The sequence below is a fragment of the Bacillus sp. 2CMS4F genome, from assembly GCF_023161785.1.
In the GTDB taxonomy this organism is placed as follows: domain Bacteria; phylum Bacillota; class Bacilli; order Bacillales; family Bacillaceae; genus Bacillus; species Bacillus halotolerans.
In genome coordinates this window covers 65,580-81,901 of the sequence record NZ_JALNTO010000010.1, presented here as the reverse complement: position 1 = coordinate 81,901, position 16,322 = coordinate 65,580, and the positions used below count along the sequence as shown (strand labels likewise).

General features: G+C 45.7%; 16 protein-coding genes. 10 read left to right on the top strand and 6 right to left on the bottom strand.

The features are described from left to right. Positions 1-61 precede the first annotated feature (61 nt). Genes MTN95_RS14610 through MTN95_RS14600 form a run of 3 tightly spaced genes read left to right on the top strand, consistent with a single transcriptional unit; the run spans position 62 to position 3,217 of the window. The gene (locus MTN95_RS14610) at positions 62-1,420 is read left to right on the top strand and encodes a glycosyltransferase (RefSeq protein WP_248338726.1); all 1,359 of its coding nucleotides are present in this window, start codon (positions 62-64) and stop codon (positions 1,418-1,420) included. Further along, positions 1,417-2,523, top strand: a complete 1,107-nt coding sequence (locus tag MTN95_RS14605; protein WP_248338724.1) for a tetratricopeptide repeat-containing glycosyltransferase family 2 protein — start codon at positions 1,417-1,419, stop codon at positions 2,521-2,523. The genes MTN95_RS14610 and MTN95_RS14605 overlap by 4 nt, the downstream gene beginning before the upstream one ends. After that, on the top strand, positions 2,510-3,217 hold the full coding sequence (locus tag MTN95_RS14600; RefSeq protein ID WP_105954810.1) for a class I SAM-dependent methyltransferase: 708 nt from the start codon (positions 2,510-2,512) through the stop codon (positions 3,215-3,217). Before MTN95_RS14605 ends, MTN95_RS14600 begins: the two co-directional genes overlap by 14 nt. Positions 3,218-3,340: 123 nt before the next feature. On the opposite strand, the gene MTN95_RS14595 is transcribed toward MTN95_RS14600, so the two are convergent. The 3 genes from MTN95_RS14595 to MTN95_RS14585 all read right to left on the bottom strand — a co-directional run bounded on the left by MTN95_RS14595 (position 3,341) and on the right by MTN95_RS14585 (position 6,714). Beyond that, positions 3,341-4,777, bottom strand: a complete 1,437-nt coding sequence (locus MTN95_RS14595) for an anion permease (RefSeq protein ID WP_248338722.1) — start codon at positions 4,775-4,777, stop codon at positions 3,341-3,343. Positions 4,778-4,905: 128 nt separating this feature from the next. Next, complete coding sequence (locus tag MTN95_RS14590) at positions 4,906-6,168, bottom strand: pectate lyase (RefSeq protein ID WP_103672169.1); 1,263 nt, start codon at positions 6,166-6,168, stop codon at positions 4,906-4,908. A 198-nt stretch (positions 6,169-6,366) separates the two neighbouring features. After that, the gene (locus MTN95_RS14585) at positions 6,367-6,714 is read right to left on the bottom strand and encodes a YflT domain-containing protein (protein WP_024120550.1); all 348 of its coding nucleotides are present in this window, start codon (positions 6,712-6,714) and stop codon (positions 6,367-6,369) included. Positions 6,715-6,949: 235 nt separating this feature from the next. Here MTN95_RS14585 and MTN95_RS14580 point away from each other — a divergent pair, with 235 nt between their 5' ends. The 6 genes from MTN95_RS14580 (at position 6,950) to MTN95_RS14555 (ending at position 12,393) form a co-directional block, all read left to right on the top strand. Further along, positions 6,950-7,318, top strand: coding sequence for a DUF3212 family protein (locus MTN95_RS14580; RefSeq protein ID WP_024120548.1), 369 nt, complete (start codon positions 6,950-6,952; stop codon positions 7,316-7,318). A gap of 116 nt (positions 7,319-7,434) precedes the next feature. After that, positions 7,435-8,385, top strand: a complete 951-nt coding sequence (locus tag MTN95_RS14575) for a Fe(3+)-citrate ABC transporter substrate-binding protein YfmC (RefSeq protein ID WP_248338719.1) — start codon at positions 7,435-7,437, stop codon at positions 8,383-8,385. A gap of 71 nt (positions 8,386-8,456) precedes the next feature. Then, positions 8,457-9,458: a FecCD family ABC transporter permease gene (gene fecD / locus MTN95_RS14570; protein ID WP_248338716.1), complete on the top strand. Its 1,002-nt coding sequence runs from the start codon at positions 8,457-8,459 to the stop codon at positions 9,456-9,458. Next, positions 9,455-10,456: a FecCD family ABC transporter permease gene (gene yfmE, locus MTN95_RS14565; RefSeq protein WP_248338714.1), complete on the top strand. Its 1,002-nt coding sequence runs from the start codon at positions 9,455-9,457 to the stop codon at positions 10,454-10,456. The genes fecD and yfmE overlap by 4 nt, the downstream gene beginning before the upstream one ends. Before the next feature lie 12 nt (positions 10,457-10,468). Next, a complete protein-coding gene (gene yfmF / locus MTN95_RS14560) occupies positions 10,469-11,266 on the top strand; it encodes a Fe(3+)-citrate ABC transporter ATP-binding protein YfmF (RefSeq protein WP_010333352.1) in 798 nt (265 codons plus the stop codon). Positions 11,267-11,373: 107 nt separating this feature from the next. Beyond that, complete coding sequence (locus MTN95_RS14555) at positions 11,374-12,393, top strand: NADP-dependent oxidoreductase (protein ID WP_248338712.1); 1,020 nt, start codon at positions 11,374-11,376, stop codon at positions 12,391-12,393. Between the two features lie 54 nt (positions 12,394-12,447). On the opposite strand, the gene MTN95_RS14550 is transcribed toward MTN95_RS14555, so the two are convergent. Both MTN95_RS14550 and MTN95_RS14545 read right to left on the bottom strand, forming a co-directional pair. Further along, complete coding sequence (locus MTN95_RS14550; protein WP_105991341.1) at positions 12,448-12,894, bottom strand: GNAT family N-acetyltransferase; 447 nt, start codon at positions 12,892-12,894, stop codon at positions 12,448-12,450. A 66-nt stretch (positions 12,895-12,960) separates the two neighbouring features. Next, the gene (locus MTN95_RS14545; protein WP_059336007.1) at positions 12,961-14,094 is read right to left on the bottom strand and encodes a DEAD/DEAH box helicase; all 1,134 of its coding nucleotides are present in this window, start codon (positions 14,092-14,094) and stop codon (positions 12,961-12,963) included. Between the two features lie 171 nt (positions 14,095-14,265). Here MTN95_RS14545 and MTN95_RS14540 point away from each other — a divergent pair, with 171 nt between their 5' ends. Further along, a complete protein-coding gene (locus tag MTN95_RS14540) occupies positions 14,266-15,822 on the top strand; it encodes an ABC-F family ATP-binding cassette domain-containing protein (protein WP_105991339.1) in 1,557 nt (518 codons plus the stop codon). A 37-nt stretch (positions 15,823-15,859) separates the two neighbouring features. On the opposite strand, the gene MTN95_RS14535 is transcribed toward MTN95_RS14540, so the two are convergent. Continuing rightward, a complete protein-coding gene (locus tag MTN95_RS14535) occupies positions 15,860-16,096 on the bottom strand; it encodes a hypothetical protein (protein WP_248338710.1) in 237 nt (78 codons plus the stop codon). Positions 16,097-16,322: the final 226 nt, after the last annotated feature.

The window sequence follows — 16,322 nt, the reverse complement described above, 5'->3', positions numbered from 1 at the left end:
TCCATCTGAACATTTCAATATACATATAGTATCTGAGTGATATGGGGAAGGGCGGGAGTGTATGGTGAAAACGAGTCTTATTGTGCTGACTTATAATCAATTGGCGTTAACAAAACAATGCTTGGAGAGCATATGGACGCATACCGATGATGGCTGTATAGAAGTGATTGTTGTAGATGACGGGACACAGGACTACCTCAAACAGATTCCTTCAATCAAAACAATTTTTAATGAAACAAACGAAGGGTTTGCGAAAGCCTGCAATCAGGGCCTTGAGGCCGCTTCGGGGGACAATGTTCTTTTTTTAAACAATGATACTGTTGTGACAAGTCATTGGCTGGAGCCGATGATCAAGCTGCTTTATCAAGATGATAAAACCGGCATGGTCGGGCCTGTAAGCAATTATGTCAGCGGGCCTCAGCAAATCTCAGTTGACTACACCAGCTTAGAAGGAATCGAAGCTTTTTCACGGCGCCATTGCATGCAGCAGCGGAGCAAATCAAGAAGCGTTTTAAGGCTGGTCGGATTTTGCCTTCTTGTCAAAAAAGAGGTGCTGGACAAAATCGGCGGCTTTGACGAGCGTTTTGGAGGCGGTTCATTTGAGGACGATGATTTGTGCCTTCGCGCTCTGCAGGCCGGATATCAGCTGAAAATCGCCCTTGACTCGTTTGTGCATCATCACGGGCATGCCACGTTTTCCGGCAATCCGGATTTAAGCATCAGCCGATTATATCAGGTCAACCGCCAAACCTTTATAGATAAATGGAAGCACGATGTGACGGCTTTTATTGATCCCCAGCCAGAGCTGACAGCCCTTGTGCCTTCAAAAGCCCGCTCCATCCTGCATATCGGCTGCGGCGCGGGTGCTGCGGGTGCAGAGCTGTTGAACCGGCAAACCTGTACATTGTACGGCATTGAAGAAAATGCGCTGCTACGTACAATGGCAAGCGCCTATTATGAACAAGACATGTCAGCAGATACGGAAACATGCGGCCTACCTTACCCTGAGGCTTTTTTCGATGCCATTTTGATAGGAGACCTTTTGAGCTGCTCGATGCATCCCCGGCGAACGATTGAGGCTCTTGCCGTTTATCTAAAGCCTTCAGGCTCATTGATTTGCAGTATCCCGAATGCAGCTTATGCAGACACGTTTTTTTCTTTATTATGCGGAACACCGGCACACACACATTTCATCACGCCTCAAAACGTAAACACACTATTTCCCGAACACCTTTATGACATAAAATCAACCTCCCATTTAGCCGTTCCTGAATCGAACATACAGCTGTTTTTACAAGAAGTTGAATATCTTGCCGGGCAATTTGATTTGCCTTTGGATCACTTGTCAAAACATGCTCAGATTGATTACATGTTTGTCCATGCAATGAGGAAAAAACCTGAAGCGGAGGTGGCGATATGATTTCGATCAGCCTATGTATGATTGTGAAAAATGAGGAAGCCGTTATCGGCCGCTGCTTAGATTCTGTGCGCAGGATTGCTGATGAAATGAACATTGTGGATACCGGCTCAGCTGATCAGACGAAAGACATCGCTGCCCGTTATACAGACCGTATCTTTGATTTTGAATGGATAGACGATTTTGCGGCCGCCCGTAATTTTTCGTTTCAGCAGGCAACAGCTGACTATATTTTATGGCTTGATGCCGATGATGTGTTTACCGAGAAGGATCAAGAACTGTTCTTGGATTTAAAAAGAACGCTTGATCCGCATATTGACGCGGTATCAATGAACTATCACCTGGCGTTTGATGAAGAAAACAACGTCACATCCAGCTTAAGAAGATACCGGCTCGTAAAACGGGAAAAGGGCTTTAAGTGGATCGGCGCGGTTCATGAATATTTAGAGGTGTACGGAAATCTCCATCACAGTGACACAGCGGTTTCTCACATGCCTCTTAGTCATGACGCTGACCGAAATCTGCGAATTTATGAAAACATGGCCTCGTCAGGAAAGAATTTTTCGCCAAGAGATTTATTTTACTATGCGAACGAGCTGTGTGATCACGGAAAAATAGAAAAAGCGATAGAATACTATTTGCGTTTTTTGAAAACAAAGCAGGGATGGGTTGAGGATAATATCAGAGCATGCGATAAATTGGCAGATTGCTATCATTCATTGGGACTGAAGGAAAAAGAATTAAACTGGGTGCTCCACACGCTCGTCTACGGACCTCCCAGAGCAGAAACGTGCTGCAGATTGGGATTCTCTTTTTTAGAAAAAAACGATGTCCAAACCGCTGTCTATTGGTATGAAAAAGCAATAGAAAATAGAGGCTCAGAAAGCTTGGCTTTTCAAAACCGCGCCTGCGCCACCTGGCTGCCTCACTTACAATTAGCCGTCTGCTACGATAAGCTTGGCCAGCATCAGCTTGCCTATCAGCATAATGAATCGGCTTTACAATACCGTCCTCATGATTCAAGAATGCTTGCCAACAAAACATACTTTGAAGAGGTCCTGCAGCAGCAGGCTGGCCCCGGAGGTGAACATCATGGAAATCAATAAAAGGTCACTTGCTGATTCTATGAAAGAATATGAGCGAAAAGATAAAGAGTATTACAAAAGCATCAACTGGCAGCTGTTTGACCTGGTAGAACCCCATGCGAAAACCATTCTTGAGGTCGGATGCGCCGAAGGCCTGTTTGGCGCAGCTGTTAAGGAAAAAATGAATTGCTCCTATTTTGGGGTCGAATCATATCCGCCAGCTGCCGAAAAAGCCGTTCATCACATTGACGAAGTGATAACAGGAGACATCGAAACATTGAAGCTGCCTTTTGAAAAAAACACATTTGATCACGTCATCTTCGGCGATGTATTGGAGCACTTAATAGACCCTTGGGCAGTGTTAGCTAACATAAATCCTTACGTAAAAGAAACAGGGAGCATTTTGGCAAGTATTCCGAATATCGGGCATATCTCAATTTTTGAAAGTCTGCTAACCGGCAAATGGACGTATACACAGGCTGGGCTGCTCGATAAAACACACTTCCGTTTTTTCACCTTGCAGGAAATGAAGAAGATGTTTCATGAAACAGGTTACAAGGTCAGCCAAATCGATCCTATTTCCTTTACGACTCACTATTATGAAAAAATGATCAGCAAACTGGCACATGTCAAAGCAAACATGGGAATTCACCATGCAGATTTCGAGGAGGAAGCCAGAGCCTATCAATATGTCATAAAGGCGCAAAAAAGATGAAACAGCATCTAAATGAAAATTCCATTTGCTTCATTTATAAACCACCTCATCATCTGTTGCTCACGCCCTAAAGTAATGTGATCAAACATAAAAAAAGGCAGACCGCGTCTGCCTTTTTTCTTTCTACCATATCCCTAATAATTTCCACCATAATCCGCCGATCACGAGCCATGTGACAATATGAACGATCGACAGGATAAATCCGATAGACCACCATTTGCCTTGCGAAATGTAGCCTGCTCCGAAAAAGACCGGAGCCGCTCCAGAACCGTAGTGGGTTGTTGACCCGAACAGATTGCTGAAGAATGCGAGGCTCAGCGCTGCTAAAAGCGGCGGTGCGCCCGCTGCCACGACAACAGCCAAAAATGCTGAATACATCGCACTGATGTGGGCTGTCGCACTTGCAAAGAAGTAGTGAGAGTAATAATACACAACAATTAAAATGAAAAATGCCACAATCCAAGAGAATCCTGATACAGATGATTTCATGGCGTTGCTGAACCAAGAAACCATGCCTAATTCATTCAGGAAGTTGGCCAGCATAACGAGCGCCGCAAACCAAGTGAGCGTATCCCAAGCGCCCTGTTCTTTCTTGATATCATCCCAAGTCAGAACCTGTGATAATAAAAGAACTGACAATCCGATCAGTGCGGTTGTGGTTGCGTCGATGTTGAAGCTGCCGCCAAAAATCCAAAGAGCAAGCACTAAAAGAAACACAATAACCATGGAAAGCTCTGATTTTTTAAATGGTCCCATTTCTTTCAGTTTTTCGGTTGCGATTTTCGCTGCGTCCGGTGTTTCTTTAATTTCCGGCGGATACAGCTTGTAAATCACAAGCGGTGTGATGATTAAGCTCACAAGTCCCGGCACAATCGCGGCAATTGCCCAGCTTGTCCATGTTAAGTCCACCCCTGCGACATCATGGGCCAGCTTGGCAATCAGCGGGTTTGCCGCCATCGCCGTCAGGAACATAGCAGATGTAATCAAGTTTCCCTGAAAACCGGTTTTTAATAAGAAAGCACCGATTTTTCTTTCTGTTCCATCTGCCGGGCTTGATCCGAATGTTTCGGATAATGATCTGATAATAGGAAATATAATGCCTCCTGCACGCGCCGTATTACTTGGAATAGCAGGTGATAATATTAAATCACTGAACAGCAGTGAATAAGAAAGTCCAAGGGTTTTCTTCCCGAATTTCTGAACGAATACATACGAAATTCTCGCACCTAGCCCGGTTTTGATAAATCCCCGGGAAATAAAGAATGCGATGACGATAAGCCAGATGGTCTTATTCCCGAATCCGCTTAATGTATCCTCAATTGATAATGTTCCAGTTAATGCAGTAACCGCCAATGCAAAAATTGCAATTGCACCCATTGGCAAGGGCTTGGAGATAAAGCCGATAATTGTCGCGACGAAAATCGCAAACAAATGCCATGCTTTAGGTTCAAGTCCGGACGGAGCGGGAATAAACCAGATGATTAGTCCCACAGCGACAGTAATAAGCAATGGAACAAGCTTTACTGCTGACTGTTTTCCTGCGTCTTTTTCTGAAGCCATAAATAGGTCTCCTCCTATATACTTGTTTTCCGATCCCCTTTTTCATTCTACTCCTTAACTAAGTTAATAAACATTTTAATTAATTAAAAAACACAAAGGTGAGCAGCCCTTTGTGTTTTTTTCATTTCTTAATTTAGTTTACCCGCGCCCGCTTGAGATATAACACTTGACTTCACATTCGCGGAAGCATCAATTGACCCGTGCAGAGATGGTGTCCATCCGACAGAAGAGCTCAGCCCGTTTGCAGCCGATGCGTTGATCTGCGTACCGTTCAGTAATGTGCCGGAATCATATAAAGCCGTTCCCCCGCTGAATACGCTGATCGTTTTAGCAGCAGTCAATCCCGGAACGTCAATGGCATTGTTTTGTGCATAAATTTTAGATGATTTTCCGATTCCCCACGCATAGCTAAAGGCATAATCTGATGAGTTTTTATTGCCTTCATAATAGTTGTTGTAAACGTGTACCTGTCCAAAACGGACTCTCGGTGCTCGCTGAACGATATTTTTGTAGCGGTTATGATGCAGTGTGATTTTTAATTTGCCGTCATCGGAAGTTTTGCTGTCGCTTGATCCGAAAATGGAGCTTTTATCATGATCGTGATAGAAGTTATAAGACATTGTAATGTAGTTAGCGCCGTTAGAGGCATCAGTTTGGCCGTCATGGTGCTGATATTCTCTTCCAAAATACTTTGGAGAGGTGCTGTCTGGACGGGAACCGTCATTAAATGTACAGTGATCGATCCATACATGTGTACCGCCGTTTATTGTGATGTTGTCATATTGTGAGTTCCAGTTTCCTGAACTTCCGTCAGTCGGGTCCCATTGAGGGAAATAGTCATATGCGTCTTGGAATTCGATATTGCGGATAATGACGTTATCACTCTTGATCTGGAAGTTTCCGCCCAGAACTTTAGCATTTGACCCTGAACCGACGATCGTCGTATTTGCAGGGATATCCACCATCACGCGTGCCTTTTGGTTTTTCTGTGAGCGTGCTCTGGCCTCTTCCTGTGTTCCGGATGGCTCTTTTTTACCCCATGTGCTTGGGTCATAGGCTTTCAAATATTTATTCAAATCGTACTCTGGATCTTTATAATCATTCAGACCAAGCGGCTTCAGATTGTCATCGACATTCATGTCAATCGTTCCCTTGATATAAATGATTTTTGGCGTTGTATTGGTGTCCTTGCCCAAAGCCGAAACGAGCTGATTTCTGTTGCTGACTGTATACACGTGGGATGATGAGGCTTTTGATCCGCCTGTCGTGCCGGTCGAGTATGCTCCCCAGCCATCATTTGACCCTAACGTCTGATGGCCCAAATCCGCTGCGTTCGCCCCAACCGGAGTCAAGCCTAATAACAAAGCCGTGGCTAACATCACTTTTTTCATTCAGTATGAACCCCCATTTTCTATTTTGTGAGAATTTGTTCCATATTCTACAAAAAACATAATAGCAAATTCATGGGCATTCATAACCGAAAATGTACCGCTTTTTATTGCGGCATCCTGCAAAAAAACACCGCAAAAACCGCAAATATAAAAAACCCCAAAAGGACGATAATCGCCTTTTGGGGTTACATTCCTGCATTATGCCCAAGATTTTACTTTTTCGTTGTCTGTCACAAAGAGAAGCACTTTCCCTTCATCGAGCCGTTTTTCAAACTGAGCCGCTTCGTCTTCTGAAAAACCGATTTCGTGGATTTTATTGCGAAGCTCGTCTCCTTTTTTATTAAATATGTTCCCTACCGCATGTTTGAAACCTGTTTCTTTGGCTCCGATCGTGTTGGCATTCGTGTTGTCTGCCAGTCGTTCCGTTCTGTCATCGTCGTGAGCTAAGACGTATACATCCTCTTTTGCGACACCCATTTGCTGTAATTCTTCTACATCCTTCATGAGCTGTTCGTCGTTTGTATACTCTCTTACAACTGGTTTCATATCCAATTCCTCCTTCATCATGTCTATGTTATATTCATACCCGATCCGTTTTCTATGAAACAGCATCCGGAGCATTGGGCACAAAAACAGGAAGAATGGTAGTAGATATTTAATTTCTAACCATGGTAAAGTGATAGAACGAGAGTATTTTCAGAATAGTCAAAATCAAAACCGCTGCACGGAGCGTCCGAACATGATTCGCCATTTTTATCCGTACAAGCAGGAGGTATGTCCAATGCAATACTTTTCACCAGAACAGCAATACAATGCGTGGGTTGTGAGTGATTTAGTAAAACAGGTCTTCCATCAGCGTGTCGGCTATTCAGCCGGCATTCACCAGCTTGCCATCTTTGCCGAAGAAACATTTCACATCGATATTGACTTTGTTTTCTCTATTGTCATGAATATCGGAGACATTGAATTTGCGCTCTCTGAAGAAATCGAAAGAAAATTGTCCGGCTATCTCAGCGTTCTTCTTCCCCATGTCAGCAGAGATATGCTTGAAGCCTCTAAAGCCAACGCCAGTTCGTTTTTATCCCACAGACACGGCGATGCTGTGTACGATTTATTTGTGCCATATGACCCATACATCAAAAAAACATAAAGCAGCGGACTTCTATTTCTTTATTTAAAAAATATTGACATAGGAAGCCATGCTATTATAGTGTTTATTTGTGATAATGATTCTCATTATTAAATTCAGAAAAAAGGAAGAAAACAATGCGCACCTATCCTAACAAGTTTATTGCCATCATCAGTGTTTTATTAATCGCTTGTTTCATTATATCCGGCTGTTCATCAAGTCAGGATAACAGCGGCAGCAAAGCCGGAAGCAAATCTAAGGATTCAAGAGTCATTCAGCACGAAGACGGAAAAACAACAGTGACCGGCACGCCTAAAAAAGTCGTTGTGCTTGAGCTATCATTCCTGGATGCTGTTTACAATCTCGGCATCACGCCGGTAGGCATAGCCGATGACAACAAAAAAGACATGATTCAAAAGCTGGTCGGCAGCCCGATTGATTATACATCCGTAGGCACGCGAAGCGAACCGAATCTTGAGGTCATCAGCTCCTTGAAGCCTGATTTAATCATCGCTGACGCTGAACGCCATAAAAACATTTACAAACAGCTGAAACAAATCGCACCGACCATTGAATTGAAAAGCCGGGAAGCGACTTATGATGAAACAACGGACAGCTTCAAAACCATTTCTAAAGCATTAAATAAAGAAAAAGAAGGAAAAGAAAAACTCGCAGACCATACAAAGGTCATTGACGATCTGAAAGCGGAGCTTCCGAAAGATGAAGACCGCAGCATCGTTCTCGGCGTGGCAAGAGCCGATTCCTTCCAGCTTCATACGTCATCTTCTTATGACGGAGAAATCTTCAGCATGCTCGGCTTTACGCACGCCGTGAAGTCAGATAACGCGTATCAAGAGGTCAGCCTCGAGCAGTTAAGCAAAATCGATCCAGATATTTTGTTTATTTCAGCCAACGAGGGTAAAACAATCGTAGATGAGTGGAAAAAGAATCCGCTCTGGAAAAATCTAAAAGCGGTGAAAAACGGACAAATCTACGATGCAGACCGCGACATTTGGACAAGATTCAGAGGAATCAAGTCCAGTGAAACAAGCGCCAAAGACGTGCTCAAAAAAGTGTATAATAAGTAGGACAAAAGAGAAGCGAGGAGAATCCTTGCTTCTTCGTTTTTGCAAACAGACGCAGCAAGGAAGTGAGACTGTTGTATTACTCAGCCAAACGGCGCTCATCATCAAGATCGATGGTTTTTATCATTGCACTGATCATCCTTATTTTCGGGCTTGGGCTGAATCTCTCAGTAGGCGCCTCAGACATCGGCATCATTGATGCTTTGACATATCTTTTTGTATGGGACGGATCAAAAGAACAGCTTATCATCTCTACTCTTCGCCTCCCCCGCACATTAATCGGCGTTTTCGTCGGCGCCAGCCTGGCTGTAGCAGGGGCGCTGATGCAGGCCATGACAAGAAACCCTCTGGCTTCACCTCAAATTTTCGGTGTGAATGCGGGTGCATCGCTGTTTGTCGTTGCTTCTCTCGTCATTCTGCCGGCGTCGTCCTACTCTTCGGTTGTGTTCGCTTTTGCAGGTGCGGCGGCAGGCGGCGCAATTGTGTATATGATTGCCTCTTCCGGCGGAATGACACCTGTCAAACTGGCGCTGTCAGGAATGGCGGTGCATTTGTTCCTGTCCTCCATGACACAGGCGATTATTATTTTAAATGAGTCGGGAGAGGATGTGCTGTATTGGATGACGGGTGCGATTGACGGCAGCAATTGGCAGGACGTCATGACCATTGCCCCGTTTTCTGTCATCGGCATTGGACTTGCCCTTATGTTTTCAGGCCCCGTTTCTGTTCTCGGTCTCGGTGATGAAACCGCAAAAGGACTCGGGCAAAACATGAACGGCATGCGGATTCTGATCAGCTTTATCATTTTAATTCTTTCCGGCGCTTCTGTGGCGGTTGCCGGCCCAATCGGCTTTGTCGGGCTGCTCGTCCCGCATATCGTCCGCAAGCTGATCGGAGAAAATTACAAGTATGTGCTGCCGTTTTCGGCACTGTTCGGCGCCATTTTATTGGTGTACGCAGATGTCCTGGCCAGATGGATTGCATTCCCTTATGAATCTCCGGTCGGCATTGTCACCGCCATTATCGGAACACCATTTTTCTTATATTTAGCAAGGAAAGGGCGAAATCTGAAATGAAGAAATCAACCAGAAAACAAAAACGCCCCTTGCTGGCCATCCTCATATTGGCTGTCATCTTGCTAGTGCTGTCCGTGATCAGCATCGGCTTCGGGGCATTGTATATTTCACCTGATGCGGTGGTTACGAACCTGTTAGGAGCGGATCATTCCTTCGAGTTTATTATTCAGCAGTACCGGCTCCCCCGCATTATACTGGCGATTCTGGCAGGCGCCGGGCTTGCCGCTGCCGGAGCCATTTTGCAGGGTGTCATCCGAAATCCCCTTGCGTCTCCGGACGTTGTCGGAATTTCAAAAGGGTCCGGACTGGCCGCCATGGCCGTTATTCTCATTTTTCCTGAGTCTCCGGTCTACGTGCTGCCGTTCTCCGCATTTGCCGGAGCAGCCATTATTGCTGTAGTATTATTAATGATAGCCCGCAAAAAAAACATTCAGCCCTCTTCATTGGCTTTATCAGGCATTGCCTTAGGCGCGGTCTGCCACGCCGGCATGCAATATATGATGGTCAAATTTCCGGGGGACGTCAATGCAGCGCTCATTTGGCTGACAGGCAGCCTCTGGGGGAGAAACTGGGAAGAAGTCAAGCTCCTTGCACCATGGCTTCTTGTCCTTTTGCCGATTGTCTGCATCCTCATTCCGAAGCTGGATCTGATGTCACTCGGAGATGAGTTAGCGCAGGGTCTCGGCGAAAACGCAAACAGGCTGAGATTCATCCTGATTTTCACCGCAGTTGCACTGGCGGGGAGCTGTGTAGCTGTCGTCGGATCAATCGGTTTTATCGGGCTGCTTGCGCCGCATATCGCCAGAAGGCTTGCCGGAGAAAAAGCTAAATATTTACTGCCTGCATCAGCATTAATCGGTGCTATTATATTACTAATCGCAGATACATTAGGACGCGGCATCATGCCTCCGGTTGAGATACCCGCCGGAATATTGACAGCTGTGATCGGCGCGCCTTATTTTTTATATTTATTGAAATTCGAAGCGAGGAAACAGTAGGGAGAGGATACCATGGGAAAACTGGCTGCAGACCAGCTCACTCTTTCATATGACAGCACAGTGATTATTGACGGAGTCGATTTAAAGATTGAAGAAGGAAAAATCACTGTGCTCATCGGCGCCAACGGCTGCGGAAAATCAACAATCCTCAAATCGCTTGCCAGGCTGATGGCCCCAAAAAGCGGCACGGTCCTATTAGAAGGAAAAGATATTCATCGCCAGCCGTCCAAAGAAGTGGCTAAAAAGCTGGCGATTCTTCCTCAGTCTCCTCAAGCGCCTGAAGGATTGACGGTACAGGAACTATGCTATTTTGGCAGACATCCTCATAAAAAACTGTTATCCAAGCATACGCAAGAGGATCACGATATGGTAGAGTGGGCGCTTGACGCAACCGGGATGAATGAGCTGAAGGATCGGACACTTGATGCCCTTTCAGGCGGTCAAAGACAAAGAGCCTGGATTTCCATGGCGCTTGCACAAGGCACTGATTTGCTTTTGCTCGATGAACCGACCACTTACTTGGACATTTCTCACCAAATTGAGGTGCTGGAGCTCCTGAAAAAGCTGAACCGGGATCATGGACGAACAGTTGTCATGGTGCTTCACGACTTAAACCAAGCCGCTCAATATGCTGACTATCTGATCAGCGTATTGGACGGAAAAATCTACAATGCCGGAACGCCGGAAGACGTCTTCACCCAGCCGTTTTTCCGGGAAGTCTTCGGCTTGGAATGCTGCATCATGAGAAGCCCGATCGACCAGAAGCCGATGTGCCTGCCGATGGGACTATGCCCAAAATTACGGACGTGATGAAAAAGGAGAGGAATCTGCCTCTTCTTTTTTTATGCGGCTTACTTTTTGTATTTCATCACTTGTCCGTGTTACATTGGTGTCAATCAAATGATAGGAGGATGAATATGACAACAGCTCAACAGCAGATTCAATTAGCAAGACGTCCGCAAGGGGTGCCCGTTCACGAAGATTTCCGCTTTGAAACGATCCCCGTTCCTGAGCCGAAGCAAGGTGAGGTGCTTGTCAAAACACTCTATGTGTCAGTCGATCCTTACATGCGCGGACGAATGCAAGACACGAAGTCATACGTAGAGCCATTTGCCTTAGACGAAGCGCTGTCAGGCGGTGTCATTGCTGAAGTCGTGTCAGACGGAGATAAGCTGAAACAAGGAGAAATCGTCATCGGAAACCTGAACTGGCAGGAATATTCCACTGTCAGCGAGTCCGCCGTGCGAAAAATTGATACAGGTCTCGCCCCTGCTTCAGCGTATCTCGGCATTTTAGGAATGACCGGTTTGACGGCATATTTCGGCCTGCTGGACATCGGCCGCCCGAAAGAAGGCGAAACCGTGGTTGTCTCCGGAGCAGCAGGGGCTGTCGGTTCCGCTGTCGGACAGATCGCCAAAATCAAGGGAGCACGCGTCGTCGGTATCGCAGGCTCTGATGACAAAATTGAATACCTAAAGAATGAACTGCAATTTGACGAAGCGATTAATTACAAAACTGCAGATGATATTCAACAAGCGCTTGCTGACGCTTGTCCGAACGGTGTCGATGTGTATTTTGACAATGTCGGCGGGCCGATTTCAGATGCGGTCATGAACCTCCTCAATGAGTTTGCCCGCATTCCGGTATGCGGCGCCATTTCTTCCTACAACGCGGAAAACGAAGCGGATGACATGGGCCCTCGCGTCCAATCCAAGCTGATCAAAACGAAGGCGCTGATGCAAGGGTTTATCGTAAGCGACTACTCCGACCGTTTTCCTGAAGGTGCAAAACAGCTGGCGGAATGGCTGAGAGACGGAAAACTTCATTATGAGGAAACGATCACTGATGGCTTCGAAAACATTCCGGACGCATTTCTTGGCTTATTTAAAGGAGAAAATAAAGGAAAACAGCTGATCAAAGTCAGTGATCAAAGCTGAGATTATACCTAAAAAAGGAGGGCTTTCCGCCCTCCTTTTATTTTTGAGAATACGTCAATGACGAAGAGTCAAAGTGAAAAATCCATCTTCATCCGGTTCTGTTTCTACCGACGTAAACCCGGCTGCTTTAAAACAGGATAAACTGATTTGATTGTCTTCTTCAATGCAGGCAGCCCATTCACTTACCCTCGCGAAATTGGGATCAGCAATTAATTTACGTAATATCGTTTTCCCATAACCTTGAAGATGATGCTGAGGATTTACGATCAATCCCATATACGCCTTATCCTCCACGAACTCAATGATGACCACCCCTGCCGGCAGCTGTTGGTCATATGCCATCATGACAGCATTGCTTTCATCATTAATCACTCGGGCGTACCACTGATGTAATGGCAGCATTCCATCCATTCTCTGCCTGACATTCTCATTCTCAAACCACTTTTCAATAATGTTCAGCTCAGACTCCTTCAAAAAACGAAAACTGTCTATCGAAGCCATCTCCTCACCCCGCTCCTATTTTCTTTTATTTTACAGCAAAAAGGAAGGGCGATTCCGCCCTTCCTTTTATTTCGTATTCAGGTTACCGCCTGAATAAACAGCTTCACTCAGCTCCACGCCAAGTTTCTTCGCCATTTTCTTCAGCTTTGATTCTTCCATACGCGTGACAAGACTCAGCACGTTCCCTTCTTTTCCAGCCCGTCCTGTTCGTCCAGATCTGTGAACATAGCTGTCTTCATCAGGAATATCGGCGTGGATCACATACGGCAGGTTTTCAATATCCAAACCGCGCGCGGCAATGTCAGTTGCCAAAAGCAGCGGGAACTCGCCCTGCTCAAACGCTTTAATGATCTTCGCCCGCTCCATCTTCTTGGCCTCACTGTGAAGAATGCCAAGGTCGACATGATGGTACGCCAGCTTTTCCGCGTACACACTAAGGTTACCGATATCTCTCACAAACACAAGCGCCTGCATGCCATGAAGTCTTGAAAGCTTTTGCAGCAGCTTCACTTTGTCGCGCTGGTCACAGATGATGTATTGATGCTTCACTTTTCCCGCTTCCGCTTTGCTGCGTTCTACCTTCAACACCTCGGGCTCTTTCGTCATGTCGCGGAGCACGTCTTCTGTTTCTTTCTTCAGCGTGGCTGAAAAACAAAGAAGCTGGCGGTCTCTTAATGTCGTTTTAATGATTTGCTTGATCGTTTCACGATGCTCCGGCAAGACAAGCTGATCGGTTTCATCAAGTACGATCGTTTTCACTTCATGCATCTTGAGTTTTTTCGCTTGAATCAGCTCAAACACCCTGCCCGGCGTCCCGACGATAATATGCGGATGATTCTTTTTCAGCTTTTCGACCTGCTTTTTCACATTCGCTCCGCCGATTAAGGAAACTGCGCGTAATTCTGATCCCGTTTTCCAGTCCTGAATCACCTGAAAAATCTGCATCACCAGCTCACGTGAAGGTGCTAAAATCACCGCCTGCGGATGCTTCTGATCAGGTTTGATGCGCTCCAATACCGGCAGTGCGTAGGCAAGCGTCTTACCTGTTCCTGTCGGCGATTCTGCGATGACATCCTTACCTTCCATGATGAGTTGGGCCGCCTGCTCCTGCACAGGAGTCGGCTTTTCGAAACCTGAAGCGTTCCAATTTTCTTTGATAAATGATTGTGCATTATGTAAAAATGGCCAAGTTTGCGTCATTTTGTTCTCCTCGATTCCTGAAATCTATTCCATAGTATCTCAAAACAGCGCGCGGAACGCAATTTTTCTTTTTCTTTCCTATGCCTTTCAACAATCGTCTTCCTCCTTTATAATCAAAAGGTGAGAAATACACGCCATACAGCGTGTTCGATAAACGATAGAGGTGTAAACATGAGTATTTTATCTGTAAAGGACTTAAGCCACGGCTTCGGTGACCGGGCCATTTTTAATAATGTATCTTTCCGTCTTTTAAAAGGCGAGCACGTCGGTCTGATTGGCGCGAACGGTGAAGGAAAATCAACCTTCATGAATATTATTACCGGAAAGCTTGAGCCTGATGAAGGAAAAGTCGAATGGTCAAAAAACGTCCGTGTCGGCTATCTGGATCAGCATACTGTGCTTGAAAAAGGAAAATCCATCCGTGATGTGCTGAAAGACGCTTTCCATTATTTATTTGCAATGGAAGAAGAAATGAATGAGATTTATAACAAAATGGGCGAAGCGGATCCTGACGAGCTTGAAAAGCTTCTTGAAGACGTCGGTGTTATTCAAGACGCGCTGACGAACAATGATTTTTATGTGATTGATTCTAAAGTGGAAGAAATTGCACGCGGACTTGGCTTGAGTGATATCGGACTTGACCGTGACGTTACTGATCTGAGCGGGGGTCAGCGCACAAAAGTGCTTCTCGCCAAGCTGCTTCTGGAAAAACCGGAAATCCTGCTTCTCGATGAGCCGACCAACTACCTTGATGAACAGCATATCGAATGGCTGAAACGCTACCTGCAGGAGTACGAGAATGCGTTCATCTTGATTTCCCATGACATTCCGTTCTTAAACAGCGTCATCAACTTGATTTATCATGTAGAAAATCAGGAGCTGACACGCTATGTCGGCGACTACCATCAGTTTATGGAAGTCTACGAGGTGAAGAAACAGCAGCTTGAAGCGGCCTACAAAAAACAGCAGCAGGAAGTCGCAGAGCTGAAGGATTTCGTTGCCCGCAACAAAGCCCGGGTCAGCACGCGAAACATGGCGATGTCCCGCCAAAAGAAACTCGACAAGATGGATATGATCGAGCTGGCGGCTGAAAAACCGAAACCTGAATTCCACTTCAAGCCAGCCAGAACATCAGGAAAGCTGGTTTTCGAAACGAAGGATCTCGTGATCGGTTACGATTCCCCGCTCTCACGTCCGCTGAACCTCCGCATGGAGCGCGGCCAAAAAATCGCCCTTTACGGCGCAAACGGGATCGGGAAAACGACATTGCTGAAAAGCCTGCTTGGCGAAATCCAGCCGCTCGAAGGCTCTGTTGAACGAGGCGAGCACCTCTTTACCGGCTATTTCGAGCAAGAGATCAAGGAAACAAACAACAATACGTGTATTGAAGAAGTTTGGAGCGAATTCCCTTCGTATACACAGTATGAAATCCGCGCCGCTCTGGCAAAATGCGGACTGACGACAAAACATATCGAAAGCCGCGTCTCCGTATTAAGCGGAGGCGAAAAAGCGAAGGTCAGATTATGCAAGCTGATCAATTCGGAAACCAACCTGCTGGTGCTCGATGAGCCGACAAACCACTTGGATGTCGACGCCAAGGAAGAGCTCAAGCGCGCCCTCAAAGAATACAAAGGCTCCATTCTTCTTATTTCTCACGAGCCTGATTTCTATATGGACATCGCGACAGAAACATGGAACTGCGAGTCTTGGACGACGAAAGTGCTTTAATGTTACGAAAAAACCCGCCTGGTAAAGGGTGGGTTTTTTACTGCCATTTTTTCTGAACGATTCTCAAAAGCTCTCTGTCTTTTAAAATGAGCTGCAATGGAGATATGAATTCATCAAGTATCAGCTCTCTTTTGGCAGACAGTTCAAGGTCTTCCTCATCAGCCCATGCAGTGAAGCATTCAACCGAAAAGCTGTTTTTCATAACGCTGTGTATGTATTGATAAAGCATGTGTAAACACTTCAGGTCATATGCGTCAGGCTTTGCCTTATGCATGGAAAATGATCCCTCTTCAGCATGAACTATTATTTGATAAGGCAACCGTAAATGCACAGACACATTCTCGGCTTCCTCAAGATAAATGCCCGCCGCGTCGATTCCATTATGATTAGATTATAACCGATTGCAAATGGTGAGCCGGTTCAATCGAGACTAAAAACATATCCTTGCATGCCATTTCACTTCATAATAGAAGGGGTTAAAAAAATGATAAATGCTATCT

Coding starts and splice junctions, on each gene's coding strand:
- MTN95_RS14595 (WP_248338722.1), bottom strand. CDS start 4,777: ATGGCTTCAGAAAAAGACGCAGGAAAACAGTCAGCAGTAAAGCTTGTT.
- MTN95_RS14535 (WP_248338710.1), bottom strand. CDS start 16,096: ATGCATAAGGCAAAGCCTGACGCATATGACCTGAAGTGTTTACACATG.
- MTN95_RS14605 (WP_248338724.1), top strand. CDS start 1,417: ATGATTTCGATCAGCCTATGTATGATTGTGAAAAATGAGGAAGCCGTT.
- MTN95_RS14610 (WP_248338726.1), top strand. CDS start 62: ATGGTGAAAACGAGTCTTATTGTGCTGACTTATAATCAATTGGCGTTA.
- MTN95_RS14600 (WP_105954810.1), top strand. CDS start 2,510: ATGGAAATCAATAAAAGGTCACTTGCTGATTCTATGAAAGAATATGAG.
- MTN95_RS14575 (WP_248338719.1), top strand. CDS start 7,435: ATGCGCACCTATCCTAACAAGTTTATTGCCATCATCAGTGTTTTATTA.
- MTN95_RS14540 (WP_105991339.1), top strand. CDS start 14,266: ATGAGTATTTTATCTGTAAAGGACTTAAGCCACGGCTTCGGTGACCGG.
- MTN95_RS14585 (WP_024120550.1), bottom strand. CDS start 6,714: ATGAAACCAGTTGTAAGAGAGTATACAAACGACGAACAGCTCATGAAG.
- MTN95_RS14590 (WP_103672169.1), bottom strand. CDS start 6,168: ATGAAAAAAGTGATGTTAGCCACGGCTTTGTTATTAGGCTTGACTCCG.
- MTN95_RS14550 (WP_105991341.1), bottom strand. CDS start 12,894: ATGGCTTCGATAGACAGTTTTCGTTTTTTGAAGGAGTCTGAGCTGAAC.
- yfmF (WP_010333352.1), top strand. CDS start 10,469: ATGGGAAAACTGGCTGCAGACCAGCTCACTCTTTCATATGACAGCACA.
- yfmE (WP_248338714.1), top strand. CDS start 9,455: ATGAAGAAATCAACCAGAAAACAAAAACGCCCCTTGCTGGCCATCCTC.
- MTN95_RS14580 (WP_024120548.1), top strand. CDS start 6,950: ATGCAATACTTTTCACCAGAACAGCAATACAATGCGTGGGTTGTGAGT.
- MTN95_RS14545 (WP_059336007.1), bottom strand. CDS start 14,094: ATGACGCAAACTTGGCCATTTTTACATAATGCACAATCATTTATCAAA.
- MTN95_RS14555 (WP_248338712.1), top strand. CDS start 11,374: ATGACAACAGCTCAACAGCAGATTCAATTAGCAAGACGTCCGCAAGGG.